20 protein-coding genes and 2 pseudogenes are annotated in these 16,940 nt (G+C 64.5%); 11 read left to right on the top strand and 11 right to left on the bottom strand.

Going from position 1 to position 16,940, the window contains the following annotated elements; genetic code table 11:
- On the top strand, nt 1-522 hold the full coding sequence (locus ACVWY3_RS14635) for a DUF2059 domain-containing protein (protein WP_456839080.1): 522 nt from the start codon (nt 1-3) through the stop codon (nt 520-522).
- A gap of 48 nt (nt 523-570) precedes the next feature.
- The gene (gene gor, locus ACVWY3_RS14630) at nt 571-1,959 is read left to right on the top strand and encodes a glutathione-disulfide reductase (RefSeq protein WP_456839079.1); all 1,389 of its coding nucleotides are present in this window, start codon (nt 571-573) and stop codon (nt 1,957-1,959) included.
- A 7-nt stretch (nt 1,960-1,966) separates the two neighbouring features.
- Here the strand turns inward: gor and ACVWY3_RS14625 are convergent, their stop codons facing one another.
- The 6 genes from ACVWY3_RS14625 to ACVWY3_RS14600 all read right to left on the bottom strand — a co-directional run bounded on the left by ACVWY3_RS14625 (nt 1,967) and on the right by ACVWY3_RS14600 (nt 6,747).
- Entirely contained in the window at nt 1,967-2,203 is a 237-nt protein-coding gene (locus ACVWY3_RS14625) for a DUF6894 family protein (RefSeq protein ID WP_456839078.1), read from the bottom strand.
- Nucleotides 2,204-2,456: 253 nt separating this feature from the next.
- A complete protein-coding gene (locus tag ACVWY3_RS14620) occupies nt 2,457-3,596 on the bottom strand; it encodes a hypothetical protein (RefSeq protein ID WP_456839077.1) in 1,140 nt (379 codons plus the stop codon).
- A 324-nt stretch (nt 3,597-3,920) separates the two neighbouring features.
- Nucleotides 3,921-4,103 carry a hypothetical protein gene (locus ACVWY3_RS14615; protein ID WP_456839076.1) on the bottom strand — a complete coding sequence of 61 codons (183 nt, stop codon included), beginning with the start codon at nt 4,101-4,103 and terminating at the stop codon, nt 3,921-3,923.
- Between the two features lie 62 nt (nt 4,104-4,165).
- Nucleotides 4,166-5,392: a carboxylate-amine ligase gene (locus tag ACVWY3_RS14610; protein WP_456839075.1), complete on the bottom strand. Its 1,227-nt coding sequence runs from the start codon at nt 5,390-5,392 to the stop codon at nt 4,166-4,168.
- Nucleotides 5,393-5,411: 19 nt separating this feature from the next.
- Nucleotides 5,412-6,236 carry a class II glutamine amidotransferase gene (locus ACVWY3_RS14605; protein WP_456839074.1) on the bottom strand — a complete coding sequence of 275 codons (825 nt, stop codon included), beginning with the start codon at nt 6,234-6,236 and terminating at the stop codon, nt 5,412-5,414.
- A gap of 64 nt (nt 6,237-6,300) precedes the next feature.
- A complete protein-coding gene (locus ACVWY3_RS14600) occupies nt 6,301-6,747 on the bottom strand; it encodes a DMT family transporter (protein WP_456839073.1) in 447 nt (148 codons plus the stop codon).
- 530 nt (nt 6,748-7,277) lie between these two features.
- Here ACVWY3_RS14600 and ACVWY3_RS14595 point away from each other — a divergent pair.
- Genes ACVWY3_RS14595 through ACVWY3_RS14580 form a run of 4 tightly spaced genes read left to right on the top strand, consistent with a single transcriptional unit; the run spans nt 7,278 to nt 9,346 of the window.
- On the top strand, nt 7,278-7,802 hold the full coding sequence (locus tag ACVWY3_RS14595) for a TerB family tellurite resistance protein (RefSeq protein ID WP_456839072.1): 525 nt from the start codon (nt 7,278-7,280) through the stop codon (nt 7,800-7,802).
- Entirely contained in the window at nt 7,738-8,097 is a 360-nt protein-coding gene (locus ACVWY3_RS14590; RefSeq protein ID WP_456839071.1) for a hypothetical protein, read from the top strand. Before ACVWY3_RS14595 ends, ACVWY3_RS14590 begins: the two co-directional genes overlap by 65 nt.
- On the top strand, nt 8,094-8,732 hold the full coding sequence (locus ACVWY3_RS14585; RefSeq protein ID WP_456839070.1) for a TerC family protein: 639 nt from the start codon (nt 8,094-8,096) through the stop codon (nt 8,730-8,732). Before ACVWY3_RS14590 ends, ACVWY3_RS14585 begins: the two co-directional genes overlap by 4 nt.
- Nucleotides 8,733-8,767: 35 nt before the next feature.
- Entirely contained in the window at nt 8,768-9,346 is a 579-nt protein-coding gene (locus tag ACVWY3_RS14580; protein ID WP_456839069.1) for a TIGR00645 family protein, read from the top strand.
- Nucleotides 9,347-9,357: 11 nt separating this feature from the next.
- Here the strand turns inward: ACVWY3_RS14580 and ACVWY3_RS14575 are convergent, their stop codons facing one another.
- Complete coding sequence (locus ACVWY3_RS14575; protein WP_456839068.1) at nt 9,358-10,296, bottom strand: LysR family transcriptional regulator; 939 nt, start codon at nt 10,294-10,296, stop codon at nt 9,358-9,360.
- A gap of 162 nt (nt 10,297-10,458) precedes the next feature.
- On the opposite strand from ACVWY3_RS14575, the gene ACVWY3_RS14570 reads away from it, so the two are divergent.
- Nucleotides 10,459-11,037 (top strand): hypothetical protein, encoded by a 579-nt coding sequence (locus tag ACVWY3_RS14570; protein WP_456839067.1) that lies wholly within the window; start codon nt 10,459-10,461, stop codon nt 11,035-11,037.
- A gap of 55 nt (nt 11,038-11,092) precedes the next feature.
- On the opposite strand, the pseudogene ACVWY3_RS14565 reads toward ACVWY3_RS14570, so the two are convergent.
- Nucleotides 11,093-11,200, bottom strand: a pseudogene (locus tag ACVWY3_RS14565) (LysR family transcriptional regulator); the annotation flags it as partial.
- Nucleotides 11,201-11,370: 170 nt separating this feature from the next.
- On the opposite strand from ACVWY3_RS14565, the gene ACVWY3_RS14560 reads away from it, so the two are divergent.
- Entirely contained in the window at nt 11,371-11,634 is a 264-nt protein-coding gene (locus ACVWY3_RS14560) for a hypothetical protein (protein WP_456839066.1), read from the top strand.
- Nucleotides 11,635-11,638: 4 nt separating this feature from the next.
- Here ACVWY3_RS14560 and ACVWY3_RS14555 read toward each other — a convergent pair whose 3' ends face one another.
- Complete coding sequence (locus tag ACVWY3_RS14555; RefSeq protein ID WP_456839065.1) at nt 11,639-11,830, bottom strand: hypothetical protein; 192 nt, start codon at nt 11,828-11,830, stop codon at nt 11,639-11,641.
- Between the two features lie 204 nt (nt 11,831-12,034).
- On the opposite strand from ACVWY3_RS14555, the gene ACVWY3_RS14550 reads away from it, so the two are divergent.
- From ACVWY3_RS14550 to ACVWY3_RS14540, 3 genes and pseudogenes are all read left to right on the top strand, one after another.
- Nucleotides 12,035-13,423, top strand: coding sequence for a class II 3-deoxy-7-phosphoheptulonate synthase (locus tag ACVWY3_RS14550; RefSeq protein ID WP_456839064.1), 1,389 nt, complete (start codon nt 12,035-12,037; stop codon nt 13,421-13,423).
- Between the two features lie 4 nt (nt 13,424-13,427).
- Nucleotides 13,428-13,781, top strand: a complete 354-nt coding sequence (locus ACVWY3_RS14545) for a diacylglycerol kinase (RefSeq protein WP_456839063.1) — start codon at nt 13,428-13,430, stop codon at nt 13,779-13,781.
- A gap of 97 nt (nt 13,782-13,878) precedes the next feature.
- Nucleotides 13,879-15,637: pseudogene (locus tag ACVWY3_RS14540) on the top strand (NAD+ synthase).
- Nucleotides 15,638-15,814: 177 nt separating this feature from the next.
- Here the strand turns inward: ACVWY3_RS14540 and ACVWY3_RS14535 are convergent.
- Both ACVWY3_RS14535 and ACVWY3_RS14530 read right to left on the bottom strand, forming a co-directional pair.
- Entirely contained in the window at nt 15,815-16,207 is a 393-nt protein-coding gene (locus ACVWY3_RS14535; RefSeq protein ID WP_456839062.1) for a cytochrome C oxidase subunit IV family protein, read from the bottom strand.
- A 9-nt stretch (nt 16,208-16,216) separates the two neighbouring features.
- Complete coding sequence (locus tag ACVWY3_RS14530) at nt 16,217-16,939, bottom strand: heme-copper oxidase subunit III family protein (protein WP_456839061.1); 723 nt, start codon at nt 16,937-16,939, stop codon at nt 16,217-16,219.
- Nucleotide 16,940: the final 1 nt, after the last annotated feature.

The following is a 16,940-nucleotide window of genomic DNA, read 5'->3' as shown; positions in this document are numbered from 1 at the left end:
ATGAAGAGCGTTTTGAAGTTGTTGCCGGCTGCGACCCTCGCTGTGGGATTGGCGCTTTCGGCCGCCCCGGCTCTCGCGCAGCAGCAGGGCGCACAGCCGAAGGCCTCGCCGGCGGCGATCGCTGCGGCCAAGGAAATCTTGCAGATCAAGAACGCCACGGCGATGTATCAGGGCGCCGTGCCCGGCCTCGTCGAGAAGACCAAGATCGCGCTGATCCAGCAGAACCTGAACTACCAGAAGGACCTCAACGAGGTCGCCCCGGTCGTGGCCCAGCAGCTCCAGGGCCGCCAGAACGAGATCGGCGAGGGCATGGCGCAGATCTATGCCAGCGAGTTCACCGAACAGGAGCTGAAGGACCTCGTCACCTTCTATAAGTCGCCGCTGGGCAAGAAGCTGATCGATGCCGAGCCGCGCGCCATCGGTCTCAGCATGGCCTTCATGAACTCCTGGGCGCAGAACTTCTCCGAGACCGTGATGGGGGCCTTCCGCGCCGAGATGCGCAAGCGTGGCAAGGAAATCTGACAGTACCTATCTGTCTAGGTATTCCTTTGAAAGGGGTCGGAGTGGACAATGGCTGAATTCGACGTCGACCTCTTCGTCATCGGTGGTGGTTCGGGCGGCGTGCGTGCCGCCCGCATTGCGGCGGGCTACGGCGCCCGTGTGATGATCGCGGAAGAGTACCGCATGGGCGGCACCTGCGTGATCCGCGGCTGCGTGCCCAAGAAGCTGTTCGTGATCGGCTCGCATGTCCGTCACGAGCTCGAAGATGCCGCCGGCTTCGGCTGGACCGTTCCGCCCGCGACTTTCGACTGGCCGACGCTGATCGCCAACAAGGACAAGGAGATCGCGCGGCTGGAGGCGGCCTACACGACCAATGTCGAGAAGTCGGGCGCGCACGTCGTCAAGAGCCGTGCCGTGATCGAGGACAAGCACACTGTCCGTCTGCTCACCGACGACAAGAAGATCACCGCGAAGTACATCCTGATCGCCACCGGCGGCGCGCCGAACCACGGCGCGGCGATCCCCGGTATCGAGCACGTGATCTCCTCCAACGAGGCGTTTCATTTGAAGAAGCTGCCGCGGCGGATCGTGATCCAGGGCGGCGGCTATATCGCGCTGGAATTTGCCGGCATCTTCGCCGGATTCGGCTCCGACGTCACCGTGATCTATCGCGGCGATAACATTTTGCGCCGGTTCGACGAGGACGTCCGTACCCATGTCCGCAGTGAGATGGAGAAGCAGGGCATCACCATCCTCACCGGCTGCACTGTGACGAAGGTCGACCGCCACGGCGAGGAGTTCACCACGCATCTGTCGAACGGGTCGAGCCTTGCCTCCGACCAGGTGATGTTCGCGATCGGCCGCCATCCCAACGTTGCCAATCTCGGCCTCGAGAACGCCGGCGTCGCCATCGATCCGAGGAATGGCGGGATCGCTGTGGACCATTTCTCGAAGAGCTCGGTCGACAGCATCTATGCGATCGGCGACGTCACTCATCGCTTCAACCTGACGCCGGTCGCGATCCGCGAGGGCCATGCCTTCGCCGACACCGTGTTCGGCAAGCGCGAGGTGCAGGTCGATCATTCCTATATCCCGACGGCGGTGTTCTCGCAGCCTGAGGTCGGCACGGTTGGCCTCACCGAAACCGAGGCGCGCGCGCAGTTCAGCCACGTCGACATCTACAAGACGACGTTCCGCCCGATCAAGGCGACGATGTCCGGCCGCGACACCCGCGTGCTGATGAAGCTGGTCGTCGACGGTTCGACCGACCGCGTGCTCGGCTGCCACATCGTCGGCGATTGCGCCGCCGAGGTCACGCAAGTTGTCGCGATCGCGGTGAAGATGAAGGCGACCAAGGCCGATTTCGACGCGACCATCGCGCTGCATCCGACGGCGGCCGAAGAGCTGGTCACGATGCGCACGCCGACGGCGCGGCATGTAAGGCAGGCGGCGGAGTAGGGGTTGCTTATTCTGCCACCGAGAACTGAAGGACGAATAGCGATCGGCCGCCAGGTGCGGGGCTGTCGCTGACCTCCACCTGCCAGACGACATGACGCAAGAGCCGCTCCGTCAAGTCATGCTTGAGGATTTCGCCACTCAGTTCGATCGCTGCGGTGCGCGCCGCGATAATGTCAGGGAGATCCAACCCGACGTCGTCGAGAACTGAATTCCCGTCATGGATATGGAAGAAATATCGCGGCATTGATGTCTCCGGATAACGCGAACATTCGGATGACTGCAGCGAGCGCGAGCGGCCCTGAAGCGAATAAGTTTTGATGCGCGCTCACCCTCTCCCCTTGTGCGAGAGGGCGGCTCGCGGCGGAGCGGCGAGACGGGTGAGGGGTCTCTCTCCTCACAAACAGTCTTGCCAGTCGAGAGAACCCTTCATCCGGCGCTCCGCGCCACCTTCTCCCTCAAGCGGAGAAGAAAACTCAGGGCGCCTAGCTGTGCTCCATTTATCCGTACAGATACCCGACCGGCTTGCCTTCCGTGCGCAGCGGGCGGATGTCCTTCTGCGTGATGATCTCACCGGCGAGGCCGTCGATCTCGTCGCGCTGGGTCGGCGTCCAGCTGCGCAGCTCGTTCATGCCCTTGAGCAGGCCGAGGCGGAGGACCTGGGTGTTTTCACTGAGGCCGATGAGGCTGACCGACTCCTTGCCGGCCGTCACCACATCGCCCGCAGAGAGCTCGAAGCTCTCGCCGGATTTCCTCCTGAATTCCGCCGTGCCGCGAATGACACGGTAGATCACGACCTCGCCCTTGGCGAGACAGGCAGGGTCCGCCGGCATCGACGCGCTCTTCGGCAGCAGCGACTGGCCGCGCGGATCGGTGGCGATGATGTGGCCGGTGACGAGATGGCCGCTGGGAATCTCGATGCCGATATCGCGCACGTAAACCGGCATCGCCGATTTGATGGAGCCGTCGGCGAGCGGCCTGAACAGCGCATCCAGCGCCAGGGGATCCTGAAGCCAGAAGCCGGCATCGGCCGGACGGTTGTGCAGCGGATGGCTCCAGGCCACGCGCGGCGTCTCGGCCTCGTTGATCTGGTCGGGGCCGACGATGGTCGGGTTCGGAAAGGTGGTCGGGTCGGTCACGAAGGCTTCGAGGAATTTGCCGGAATAGCCCATCGAGATCGGATCGGGCACCACCGTCTGCGGCGTCTTCAGGTTTTCTTCGGTCGACAGTCCCGACCAGGTGTAGAACAGCTGACGGTGCACGATCGCGCTTTGCAGCATCACCGCGCCCGGACCGACGTTGTAGAAGCGGCCGTCGTAATCGAAGGTGAATGCGCCCGAGGTGACTAGCACGAGCTGGAAACCGCCCGGCGGCAGATGCAGATGAAAATCGGTGGGGCCGGTGTCGGGGCGGTAGATCGGCAGATTGGTCGCGACCTCGTGCAGCAGGAAGGTCTCGTTGTTGGCGTGGAAGCCCTCGTTGGCGCGGTTGTAAAGCGCTTGCGGCCGGTACGTCGCCTCGAACTTCGCGTCTCTGTCGCGATCGATCGCGACAAAATCCTGGTCGTTGAGGCGAAGCGGCGCGCCGTTGGGATGGGTGAGGCCGGTAAATTTGAGATCGCCCGCAGCATGCACGTTCATGGCATTCTCCGATCCTGGGCCGTTCGTGCCACAGCCGGGCGCACGCATCCTGCTGCGCCACGTGGTGGAGGGCAGGGAATCTGGCCTGATGCTGTCGTTGCGAATTTCGGGCCAGTTGAGATGCGATCCGCGCGCGGGGAGCGCCGGCTTCACGCGGCGCGAAGAAAAGTCGAGATTGCACCTGAGGTTAGACGGCCCGCATCACTGGGTCTTGCGGTTCGCTTCACCACGCGCCCGATTTCGCTGAGGTGGCCTGCGCTGGCTAATTTGTCGGCATGCCCTGCTGGCAGCGTGCAGCCGCACGGATCAGCCAACGCCGACGGTTCATTCGAAGGAGCGAGGGGTCCGTTCGGGCTTGCCGATGGGGCTGTCCGCCCACTTGGCCATTTCCATCGTTCGCGCGTCGATGCCTTGGCACCAGAGGCAGCTCAGCTGGGTGTGCCCCTTGGCTGACAGCGTCGGAACGAGGCCATGGCCGCAGCCGGTGCAGGACGTCAGGCGATTCATGCGTTTCTCCAGGATCAGCAAATTCGGGACGGGGACTTTCGTTCGCCAAGCTTGCGCGGGCGCTATGAGGCCGCGCGGATGCCGGCAGTCGGAGCGCTGGTGCCCGCGATCGTCGCCTCCGCGATCCAGCGCGACACGGCTGCGACGTCCTCCCCATTCTCGCGATAGGCCAGCAGCTGGAATTCGGCCGAGCTGCCGCGTTCGACGATGGTCCGGCAGTGCTCGACCTCGGCGGCGCAATTCAGCGCGGCTGCGTCCTCGGCCGTGTCATCGATCACGCGCGAGAGCAGCTCCGAAATCGTGACCGGCCCGTCCCTGGAGGCGAAGATGCAATCGGTGCCGTAGCGCTGCGCGCGCCATTTGTTCTCGACCGCAATGGCGCGTTCGACCACGTTGACCTGCTTCGACAAATCGGGCCGCAAATAGAGATGCCGCGTCAAGCAGCGGTAGAACGAGGCAATCGCGACGGCGTCGTCGACGAAGGTGCAGGTATCGGGCGCGCGAAGCTCGAGGGTCGGATGCCGCATCGAGGGGCGCATCGCCCACCAGATGTGGCTCTCGTCGGGAATCACGCCGGAGCGCTGCAGCGCCCCGACATATTCGTCGTAGTCCTGCCGGCTCTCGAATAATTCGGGCAGGCCGGTGCGCGGCAACTCGGAATAGGCGGCGAGCCGGTAACCCTTCAGGCCGGTCTTGTGGGAGTTCCAGAACGGAGAGGAGGCGGAGAGCGCGATGAACAGCGGCAGATGCGGCAGCATTGCCCGCATCACCGCCATGCGCTTCTCCGGATCGGGCAATTGGACGTGCACGTGCATGCCGCACATCATGTTGCGGTGGCCGATGCTGCGCAGATCCTCGATCATCTCCTCGTAGCGCGGCTTGGGGGTCGGCTGCGACATCCGCCAGACGGCGGTCGGATGCGTGCCGCAGGCCATGATCACGAAACCATATTGCGCGGCGACGGATGCGACCTCGCGGCGGAGGAAGCGGAGCTCTTCCCGCGCGTCGTTGACGTCGACGTGAACGTTGGTGGCGACCTCGAGCTGGGATTGCAGCATCTCGCGCATGGCCTGGCCGCCGGTCGACCAGTTCGCGGACTCGAACAGCTCGTTGGGAGTCTGGATTGCGACCTCCAGGGTACGGCGATCGGCGAGGAAAAATTCCTCCTCGATGCCGAACGAATAGTCCGCCGCCTTGCCGCGCGCACCGGCCGAGCGAATGACGAGGTGCTGCCCGCCGTCGGAGGGATCCAGCCGCAGCAGTTTCAAGACGTCCGAAGCAATTGTCATATGCCGCCCGGCAGCAGTGCTATCTGCGGGCTATAATCCGCCTGACCGAAGCCGGTTCCGCGGACCCGTTGGAAATTGCAAGGTCGAACGGAACAATTCTCGCGCTTTCGGATGCGCGCGCGATCAAAGCATGGTTGGGCGGCACCTCCGTCCAGTCCGTCTCCTTGTCGAACGGCTCGGACACGACGATGACCTGGCCGCCATCCTCGCGGAAGTAGAGTGTGTTGGCGGCGTCATTGACCGCGATCCGGAAGGCATAGAGATCCCGGCCGTTGGCGATCGCGCTGGTGAAGCGCAATCGTTCGCGCAGTGTCCCTTCATTGACGAGGCCGACGAGCGCTTGCAGCACGGCCTGCGTCGCTCGAAGCGGATCGTTCTCGAGACCCGCGCCCATCATGGCGAGGAAGACGGCTTCCGAATCGGTCGTGCCGAGGCGCGACGGATAATAGGCGTCGGGAATCAGCGCCTCGACCTTGCGCCGCAGCCTGTTCCAGCTGCCGACGAATCCGTTGTGCATGAACATCCAGTGGCCGCAGGCGAAGGGATGGCAATTCTGCCGCGTCACTGCCGTGCCGGTGGCGGCGCGCACATGCGCGAAGAACAGATGCGAGCGCAGGTGGCGGCAGAGATAGCGCAAATTCTCGTCCGACCAGGCCGGACGCGTTTCGCGGTAGAGGCCGGGCTCCGGATGCTCGCCATACCAGCCAAGACCGAAGCCGTCGCCGTTCGATCCCGCCGTCGACTGGAGCGAGCGGATGCTTTGCGCCACCAGTGAATGCTCGGGCTCGGTGACATAAGGTTCGAACGATGTGGTCTCGCCCCGATATGCGATCCAGCGGCACATGAATGTTCCTGTCGCGGACGTTTCATGAGGTGCACCAACGGCACTCGCGGCAGGATGGTTCCGCCTACATGCGGATCAGGACGACGCCGGCGACCAGCAGCGCGGCACCGGCGATGCGGACAGCGCTCACGGGATGAACGGGAACGCCGAGCACGCCGAAATGGTCGAACCCGACGGATCCGAGCATCTGGCCGGCGATCAACAGCGCGAAGAACGTCGCCGCGCCGAGCCGCGGCACGAGGAAGATTGCAAGACCGATGAAGATGGCGCCGAACACTCCGCCGCTCCATGCGAACCAGGGAATGCGGGCCGCGGTCGCCGCCGACGGGAGGGGATCGCGCATCAAGAGCGCCAGCGCCGCCATGCAGAGCACGCCGAGGAAGTAGCTCATGAAGCCGGACCACGCCGGCGAATTGAGCGCGGTGCGCAGGTTCGCATTGAGGGCCTGTTGCACGACGAGGCTGATCCCCGCCGCCACGGCGAGGAGCATCGGAAGTGCCAGTTTCACCATGGCTTGTTCGTCTCCTGTGCAGCTTTCGATACGAGGTGAGGGAGCGTTGTATATCCCACCCACCGTATTTGCGGATGCCGTTGTACGCGAAAGATCTCTCGTGCCCCGGACGCAGCGCAGCGCTCCCGGCGATGCGAAGCATCGTCCGATGCGGTGCGCTGCAGAGCCGGGGCCCATATCGCGGCGGTGGGGTCCGCTCTGCGCAGCAGCGTTGCACGCTGCAGCGCGTCCGGGACACGAGAGCTGTGCACGATCACTTAACCAAGTCCCGCAACCTGAAAACCGATGCGGCGGCTGGTCGCACTGCTTCTGGCTTGATTCCGGCTCTCCCATCTTTATCTGTGAACGAACAAGAATCCGGGCCCCTCTGGCGAGGACGCCGACGAATGTCGGCAAACCTCGTGATGTCGGATGACCTGTCCCGCGCGAATGCGATGGATCGGCCGATCGTCGGGCCTTCTCAAGTTCCTTCCGACCCATCGTCCCCATCGCAGCTCCGCGCGGCCATTTCGCAAGATTGAGGAGCAACGATGTCTGACGCCACTTCAAATCCCATCGAAATCGAGATCACCGAGCCGTCCAACCTGAACGAGCAGGCCGCGGTCGCGCTGGTCATTGCCGGCGCGCTCGTCGCGGTGGCCGATCGGCGGGTCTCGCCGGTCGAGCGCGACGAGGTGATCCGCTTCATCCGGGACCGCGGCTTGGCGCCGCATATCGATGACGAACGGCTGTTTTCGACGTTCGACGAACTGGCGGAACGATTGGAGGAGCCGGATTTTGCCAATGTCGTGATCGACACGTTGCGGCCGGTTTCGAACATGCCGCTGTCGTCGCATCTGATGGAGCTGTCGGAGCGCGTTGCGGCCGCCGACGAGGACGTGCATCCGCATGAGGTGCAGGCGATCAAGCTATTGCGCCTGCTGACCCTGGTGCTGCCGCGCGCAAAACCGGTTGCCCAGGCGCGGCGAGCGCCGCCAAACAGGAGTGAACATGAGGGCATCGGACGAGTCGACGACAGGAAACGAGGGCACCACCGGCCAACTGGCCGGCGGTGACCCGCGCCTCGACAAGCTCGTCGATCGCCTGCCGCCGCGCATGGGCGACACGGTCACCTATCTGCTCAAGCCGTCGAGCCGCTGGGTCAGGATTCCCTCGGGGGCGCTGCTCGTCGTCGGTGGCGTGCTGTCATTCCTGCCGGTGCTCGGCGTCTGGATGCTGCCGCTCGGCCTCGCATTGCTCGCCGAAGACGTGCCCGCGCTGCGCTCCTCGCGCGCAAAGGTCCTGGATTGGGTCGAGCGGAAGAAGCCGCAATGGCTCGATCCGTCCGCATCGAAAAATGATCAATCATGACTGTATCCATCACTGCAGATGCGCTGACCGCGCTGCTTCAGGTCGTCCTGATCGATCTCGTGCTCGCCGGCGACAATGCCGTCGTCATTGGTCTTGCCGCCGCCGGCCTGCCGGCCGGGCAGCGCCGGCGTGCCATCGTCGTCGGCATCGTCGCTGCCACCGCCTTGCGCATCGTCTTTGCCGGCATCGCAACCCAGCTCCTCCAGGTGATCGGGCTCTTGCTCGCCGGCGGCGTGCTACTGCTCTGGGTGTGTTGGAAGATGTGGCGGGAGCTACGCGAGCAGTCCGCGCATGCGAGCCAGCTCGCGTTCAGCCATGGCGGCGGCGCGGGCGCTGCACCGGTGCAGCGGAAGACCTTCGGACAGGCGGCGTTGCAGATCGTGGTGGCCGACGTCTCCATGTCGCTCGACAACGTGCTCGCCGTTGCCGGCGCCGCGCGCGAGCATCCCTACATCCTGGCCTTCGGTCTGCTGCTGTCGGTCGCGATGATGGGCGTTGCCGCCGATCTGCTCGGTCGCGTGCTTCAGAAGCAGCGCTGGATCGCCTATGTCGGCCTCGCCATGATCGTTTACGTCGCCTTCGAGATGATCTATCGCGGCTCGCTCGAGCTCGCGCCTGTGATCGCGAGTCTCTAAGCCGACGCGTCCTGTTTGCAATCCCGGAGTGATCAATGACGTCCGAATCCAAAGCACCTTCCGCGGCGCCGCGGCCGCAGATCGGCCCGTTCGCCCAACTGATCTTCGGCTCGCGCTGGCTGCAGGTGCCGCTCTATGTCGGCCTCATCATCGCGCAGGGCGTCTACGTGCTGCTGTTCCTGAAAGAGCTCTGGCACCTCGTCGTGCATTCGTTCGACGCCAGCGAGCAGCAGATCATGCTGGTCGTGCTCGGGCTGATCGACGTCGTCATGATCTCGAACCTCCTGGTGATGGTGATCGTGGGCGGCTATGAGACCTTCGTCTCGCGTCTGAACCTGAACGGCCATCCCGACGAGCCGGAATGGCTGAGCCACGTCAATGCCAGCGTGCTCAAGATCAAGCTCGCGATGGCGATCATCGGCATCTCCTCGATCTCGCTGCTGCGGACCTTCATCGAGGCCGGCAATCTCGGCACCACGCGCAGCAATTTCACCGAGGGCGGGGTGATGTGGCAGGTCTTGATCCACCTGACCTTCATCATCTCTGCGATCGGCATCGCCTGGGTCGACCGCCTCAGCGAGACCGGGCACCGCAGGGAGGCCCGTCACGGCTGAGCGCCCGGGCGCTAAAACGTCTGCGGATAGGCCATATTCTCTCGCCGCTCGCGCTCGCCCAATTCGCGCACCATGTCCTGAAGAAACGACTCGGTGTAGGCGGGGAGCGTCCGCTCGGCGCGGACATAGATGCCGAGGTCCGACCACACCGGGCTCCCGGCATTGTCGAGCGGCAGGAAGACGAGCTGGCTGTCGCGCGACAGCCGGCCAATGCCGAGCTGGGTCTGGAAGGCGACGCCGACGCCGCGCGCGGCGAGCTCGCGCATCAGGTCGATCGAGTTGGCCTGGATCGCAGGCTCCGGCGTCTCTGGGAGCTGTGCGATCAGCGGCTGGAGCAGATGATAGATCGACAGCTCCGGCAGCGCGTGGATGACGGGGAAGGCGAGGCATTGCGCCAGCGTGACCGTCTTGCGGCGCGCCAGCGGATGCTCGCGGCCGACCAGTGCGCCGAGGCGAAAGCGCTTCAAGGCGACCTGGCGCAGGTCCGGCGGATGCTTGAATGCGATGGCGATGCCGATGTCGGCCTCGCCGCGGCTGAGCGCCTCAAGCACGTCCGACGATCCCTTCACCTCGAGGCTGAAGCTGACGCGGCGGGCGCGGCCGCGATGCGAGGCGATCAGGTCCGGCAGCACGGATTCCGTCAGAGACTCGATGCAGGCGATGCTGATGGTGCCATGCCAGGTGCCGGACAGGGAGGCGACGTCCGAGCGGAAGCGGTCAAGGTCCTGGAGCACGTTCATGACATGCCGGGCCAGCATCTCGCCGACCGTCGTCAGCGTCAGGCCGCGCGCATTGCGCTCGAACAAGGGCGATCCAACCTCCTGCTCCAGCTTGAGAATTTGGCGGCTCACGGCCGAGGAGGCAACGTTCAAGACGCGCGCCGCGGCGCGAATCGAGCCGGTGCGGCGGACGGCGTGGAAATACTGGATGGACGGTGAGTGAAAGCGCATGGGACCCCCGGCCGAACTATAGCCGCTGCCGAAACGGCATCAACATGTACGAAATTCTCTGCTTTTCGAGAACGCTGCTCGTCCCTAGGTTCGCCGCCGGCTTGGACGGAGCCGGGTGGGGACCGCCAGGCCTTTGCGCAACCACGCGCCAGGGGATTTGGAGTGAACGAGAACATCGCTTGCGAGCTGGAGCACGGGCAGCACACGCGTCTGGTCGACCGCCGGCGGGCGGCCGCTTATGTCGGCGTGACTGCCGGGCGGTTCGAGCAATTGGTGCGCGACAACGTCGTGCCGCCGCCGGTCATGGTGGACAACAAGCGGCGCTGGCCGATCGCCTTGCTCGATGTCGCGAGAGAAGCCGTCGTCAGCAGCATGCCGCGCCTGCCGCCCGTCATGGCCGAAGCCACGCCGGCGGTGTGCCCCTGCGAACGCGATCCGGCGCCGCCTTCGCACGAATTGCCCGATCAGGCCTGGTTCGAGCAGCGCGCACGCTTCGTGCAGCGCGTGCGCCGCTCACTGCTCTCGGGCAACGAGATCCGGCTGCTGCGCGAGTTCAAGCTGCTCAAGCAGAGCCAGATCAGCATGTTCGGCTATTACGGCAGCTTCGAAGCGCTGATGGTGCGCGGCTACATCGTCGAGATCGAGCGCAAGCCGCCGTCGAGCCGGCCGCTGGTGACCTATCGCCTGACCGAGCGCGGCGAGCAGGTGGTATCGGCGCTGAAGGACGAGCCGTTGATCTGAGCGGCTTCGTAACCGAACCCGGCCGATGCCGGAAGGTCGGTGCGGCCGACCTAGCTCACGATTTCCGCGAACGCGCGATGTCGCTCCTGAGCGCTTCCAGCTCCTTGTGCACGGCGCGCGCGGCGTTGCGCTCGGTCTTGCGGTAGCGCGCGACGAGCTTTTCGGCCAATCCTGAGCCCGCCTGATCCGGTCAGGCGGGCTCTTTTTTGAGATCGATAAAATTGTCTGCAATTCCGTCAGCGGCGGCAAACCCTGCGGACGAGAACGCCGCTGCCTTAAACCAGAGCTTTGGAACCGGCCTGCATCCTGCCCGCAAAAGGGCAGGGCATCATCATGACACTTCTCAAGGAGATCGTCGCGGCGGTCGCGGGAGTCTACGCGCTCCTGTTCGTCTGCGACGCATTGTTCGGGGTCGGCGAGACGCGCTTCGATGACAATTATTACAGCGCCAGCTTCTACGCGCCGAGGCCGAAGGAGTTTCGGTTCGCGAGCGACACGCCGCCGGCGGTGCGCGTGAGCGAAGCGTTCGCACAGTTTGCGCCGAGCGAGGCAAAGCCGGCCAAGCTTTACTCGTCGCTGACGACGATCATCCGCTGACGCCTCACTGGCCCTGGATCCACTCGGCAACCCCGCGCCACAGCGTGTCGCGGTGATCGGGACGGAAAGAAGCCGAAATGGCCGATGCCCTTGGCGCCGTCGTGCGCGGCAGGAACAGGGTGCCGGCCAGCGCATACCCGTCGGCCGCCGGGAAGCTGATCGCGTCGATGAAGACGTCGTCCAGTGCCGCGTCCATGGGCGGAGGGTGTCTTGCCGGTTGTCTTGCCGGTTATCTTGCCGGTGTCGTCGCGTCCCCTAGCAAATGCGAATTCGGCTTTACCCGCAAGGGTTTGCAATGCGAAACGGATTTACAACTGGCGATGTCGTGCCAGCCTGTGTATAAGGCGGCCCTCGCAACCCATAGATCAGGTTGCACTTTTTGCTTCACGGAGAGATTGCGATGTCCGAGCGGTGGACGCCCGAGTCCTGGCGCAGCAAGCCGGTGCTACAGGTGCCCGAATATCCCGACGCCAAGGCCCTGGCCGACGTCGAGGCGCAGCTTGCGACCTTTCCGCCGCTGGTGTTCGCCGGCGAGGCGCGCAATCTCAAGAAAGCGCTGGCCCGGGTCGCTGCCGGCGAGGCCTTCCTGCTCCAGGGCGGCGACTGCGCCGAGAGCTTTGCCGAGCACGGCGCCAACAATATCCGCGACTTCTTCCGCGTGCTGCTGCAGATGGCGGTGGTGCTGACCTATGCCGGCGCCGTCCCCGTGGTGAAGGTCGGCCGCATCGCCGGCCAGTTCGCCAAGCCGCGCTCGTCGCCGACCGAGAAGCTGAACGGCGTCGAGCTGCCGAGCTATCGCGGCGACATCGTCAACGACATCGCCTTCACCAAGGAAGCCCGCGTGCCGGACCCGCAGCGGCAGCTGATGGCCTACCGCCAGTCGGCCGCGACGCTGAACCTGCTCCGCGCCTTCGCCACCGGCGGCTTCGCCAATCTTGGCAGCGTGCATCAATGGATGCTCGGCTTTCTGAAGGATTCACCGCAGTCCCGCCGCTACAAGGAATTGGCCGACCGCATCTCGGATGCGCTCAATTTCATGCGCGCCTGCGGCCTCGACCTCGAGAGCCATCCCGAGCTGCGCGCCACCGATTTCTACACCAGCCATGAGGCGCTGCTGCTCGGCTACGAGCAGGCCATGACCCGGGTCGATTCCACCACCGGGGACTGGTATGCGACCTCCGGCCACATGATCTGGATCGGCGACCGCACCCGCCAGCTCGATCACGGTCATGTCGAATATTTCCGCGGCATCAAGAACCCGATCGGCCTGAAGTGCGGTCCTTCGCTCAAGCCCGACGAGCTGCTCAAGCTGATCGACGTGCTCAACCCCGACAACGAGCCGGGCCGGCTGACGCTGATCGGCCGCTTCGGCTCCGACAAGATCGGCGAGCACCTGCCGAACATGATCCGCGCCGTGCAGCGCGAGGGCAAAGTGGTGGTCTGGTCATGCGATCCCATGCACGGCAACACCATCACCTCCACCACCGGCTACAAGACGCGCCCGTTCGACCGGATCCTGTCGGAGGTGAAATCGTTCTTCGCGATCCATGCCGCCGAAGGCAGCTATGCCGGCGGTGTGCATCTGGAGATGACCGGCAAGGACGTCACCGAATGCCTCGGCGGCGCCCGCGCGATCACGGACGAGGATCTCAACGACCGCTACCACACGGTCTGCGATCCCCGCCTCAATGCCGAGCAATCCATCGATATGGCTTTCCTGGTCGCCGAGCTGCTCAAGCAGGAGCGCGCCGGCAAGGTCAAGCCGATGCCGGCCGCAGCGGGGCTCTAACACCTTGCTGCGGATCTGGAAGGCCACGATCAATTCACGCAACGGTCTGGCCTTTGCTTTCCACTCGGAGCAGGCCGTCCGCGAGGAGATCTTTGCACTCCTGCTGTCGCTGCCGCTGGCCTGGCTCGTCGCCGCGACCGCGATGCGTGCGGTCGAGCTGGTCTGCTCGGTCGCGTTCGTGCTGGTGGTCGAGCTGCTCAACACCGCGATCGAGAAGCTCGCCGACCGCCTCACCATGGATCACGACAAGCAGATCGGGCGGGTCAAGGACATGGGCTCAGCCGCAGTCGGCGTCGCGCTGCTGATGGCCGGCGCGTTCTGGATCATCGCCATCGTCGAGCGTCTGGGGTTCCTCTAAAGCGCGGAGAATATCCATTGCGCATCGGCGTCCGAGGTTCCTTCACCTCTCCCGAACGGGGAGCGGTCGATTTGCGTCTCGCGACAGCGAGCGTCCCATGACCGAACGTCTCAACGCATTCGCGATCACGCTCGCCCAGCTCAATCCGGCCATGGGCGATATCGAGGGCAACGCCGCCAAGGCACGGGCGGCGCGCGCGCAGGCCAAAGCCGACGGTGCCGATCTCGTGCTGTTTCCGGAATTGTTTATCGCCGGCTATCCGCCGGAAGATCTGGTGCAGAAGCTGGCGTTCCAGGCCGCCTGCCGCACCGCGATCGAAGCGCTGGCGCGCGAGACCGCCGATGGCGGCCCCGCGATGCTGGTCGGCACGCCCTGGATCGAGGACGGCAGGCTTCATAATGCCTGCGCGCTGCTCGACGGCGGCCCGCATCGCCGCGCTTCGCTTCAAATGCAACCTGCCCAATTACGGCGTGTTCGACGAGAAGCGGCTGTTTTCGCGAGGGCCCGCGGCTGGCCCTGTGACCGTGCGCGGCGTCCGCATTGGTGTGCCGATCTGCGAGGACATCTGGCTGGAGGAGTCCGAGGATTACGAGAACGTGGTCGAGACGCTGGCCGAGACTGGCGCCGAGATCATCCTGGTGCCGAACGGCTCGCCTTACGCCCGCGGCAAGAACGACGTGCGCCTGTCGGTGGCGGTGGCGCGCGTCACCGAGAGCGGCCTGCCGCTGGTCTATCTCAACCAGGTTGGCGGCCAGGACGAGCTGGTGTTTGACGGCGCGTCCTTCGTGCTCAACGGCGATCTCTCGCTCGCCGCGCAACTGCCGGCGTTCGAGGAGAGCATGACCACGCTGCGCTTCGCGCGTAACGGGGACGACTGGCTTTGCACCGGTCCGATTGCGGCGCAGCTCGAAGGCGACCGCGCCGACTACGCTGCCTGCGTGCTCGGTCTGCGCGACTATGTCAGCAAGAATGGCTTTCCCGGCGTGCTGCTCGGGATTTCCGGCGGCATCGATTCCGCCCTCTGCGCCGCGATCGCGGTCGACGCGCTCGGCGCCGATCAGGTGCATGGCGTGATGCTGCCGTATCGCTACACGGCAGCGCACTCGATTGCCGACGCCGGCGAGCTCGCGGGCCATCTCGGCATCCGTTACGAAGTGCTTCCGATCGCCGAAGCCGTGACCGGCTTCGAGACGATCCTGTCCGGCCTCTTCAAGAACCTGCCGCCAGATATCACCGAGGAAAATCTCCAGGCTCGCACCCGCGGCACGCTCCTGATGGCGATTTCCAACAAGACCGGGCTGATGGTGGTGACGACCGGCAACAAGTCGGAGATGTCGGTCGGCTATGCCACGCTTTATGGCGACATGAACGGCGGGTTCAATCCCATCAAGGACATCTACAAGACGCAGGTGTTTCGGCTTGCGAGCCTGCGCAACGGCTGGAGACCGGATGGCGCGCTCGGGCCGGCGGGCGAGGTCATCCCGCCCGACATCATCACGCGTCCTCCGACGGCGGAGCTGCGCGAGAACCAGACGGACCAGGACTCGCTGCCGCCTTACGACCTGCTCGATGCCGTGCTGGAACGGCTGGTCGAGCGCGAGGAGCCGCTCGACCAGATCATCGCTGCCGGCTTCGACCGCGAGATCGTCACCCGCATCGACCATCTGCTCAACGTCGCCGAATACAAGCGCCGCCAGGCCGCACCCGGCGTGAAGGTGACGGCGAGGAATTTCGGCCGCGACCGCCGCTATCCCATCACCAACCGCTTTCGCGACAAAGGCGAGAAGCTGCCCGCGCCCGACGAGACGCTGGTCTCGCGCGGCAGCAAGGCGTCGATCGACGCGTTCGAGGGGTAGGAGACACCGCGGCACGTGGGCCAACGCTGTCGCCTACAATACGCCGTCATCATCCGCGAAGGCGGATGATCCAGGACTCCGCGGCGGACATTGCGAAAACCAATTCCCGCCGCAGAGTACTGGATGCCCCTGCCTTCGCGGGGCATGACAGCCGAGCGGGGTGCAGCTCGCGTACTGCTACGACGGGGTTGCGAAGAATAGCACCCGAAGCAAGTGGGTGTATTCGGATTCGAGAACCATGATGGTCACAAACACCAGCACCGCGATCGGTGGCAGCAGAATGGCATAGGTGAGGGCCAGCCGCTCCCAGGCCATGTGCATGAAGACGGCGACGATCAGGCCCGCCTTCAACATCATGAACAGCAGGATCAGCGTCCACCTCAGATAGCCATGCAGGCCAAAGTAGTCGACGAGGTAGGAGCCCGTGCTGAGGACGAACAACCAGCCCCAGACGACCAGGTAGAGCTTGATCGGGTGCTGCTGCCCCTTGGCGTGCACGGCTGCTGTTGCGGCTGCGCCGTGGGCCGGAGCGTGGAGTTGACCTTCCATGTGTACCGCCGCGTTTGTCATGCGCCGACCTCACCAAAGATAGAACAATGCAAAGATGAACACCCACACGAGATCGACGAAATGCCAGTACAGGCCCATAATCTCGACGATTTCGTAATAGCCCTTGCGGCTCGTGAAGAAGCCGCGCCTCTCGAGATCGAAGTCGCCGCGCAAGACCTTCCGCGCAATGGCGATCAGGAAGATCACGCCGATCGTCACGTGGGTGCCGTGGAAGCCGGTGATCATGAAGAAGCTTGCACCAAACTGCGGTGCACCCCATGGATTGCCCCAAGGCCGGACGCCCTCCATGATCAGCTTGGTCCATTCGAAGGCCTGCATTCCGACGAAGGTTGCGCCGAACGCCGCCGTGACCAGCATCAAGGCCGCGGTTCTGACCCGATCGCGGCGGTAGCCGAAATTGACGGCCATCGCCATCGTGCCGCTGCTGCTGATCAGGATGAAGGTCATGATGGCGATCAGGATCAGGGGGATGTGGTTGCCGCCGATATTGAGGGCGAAGACTTCGCTAGGATTCGGCCACGGCACGGTCGTCGACATGCGTGCCGTCATGTAGGAGAGCAGGAAGCAACTGAAGATGAAGGTGTCGCTGAGGAGGAAGATCCACATCATGGCCTTGCCCCAGGACACGTTTTTGAAAGCGCGCTGATCGGATGCCCAATCGGCGGCGATACCGCGCCAGCCTTCAAGCCGCGCAGGCGATTGGCTCGAATGTGTCAGTACGGTCTCAGCCATC

Source organism: Bradyrhizobium sp. USDA 4486 (genome assembly GCF_054057995.1).
The sequence above is the reverse complement of the archived record's forward strand: the minus strand, read 5'-3'. Positions and strand labels throughout refer to the sequence as shown.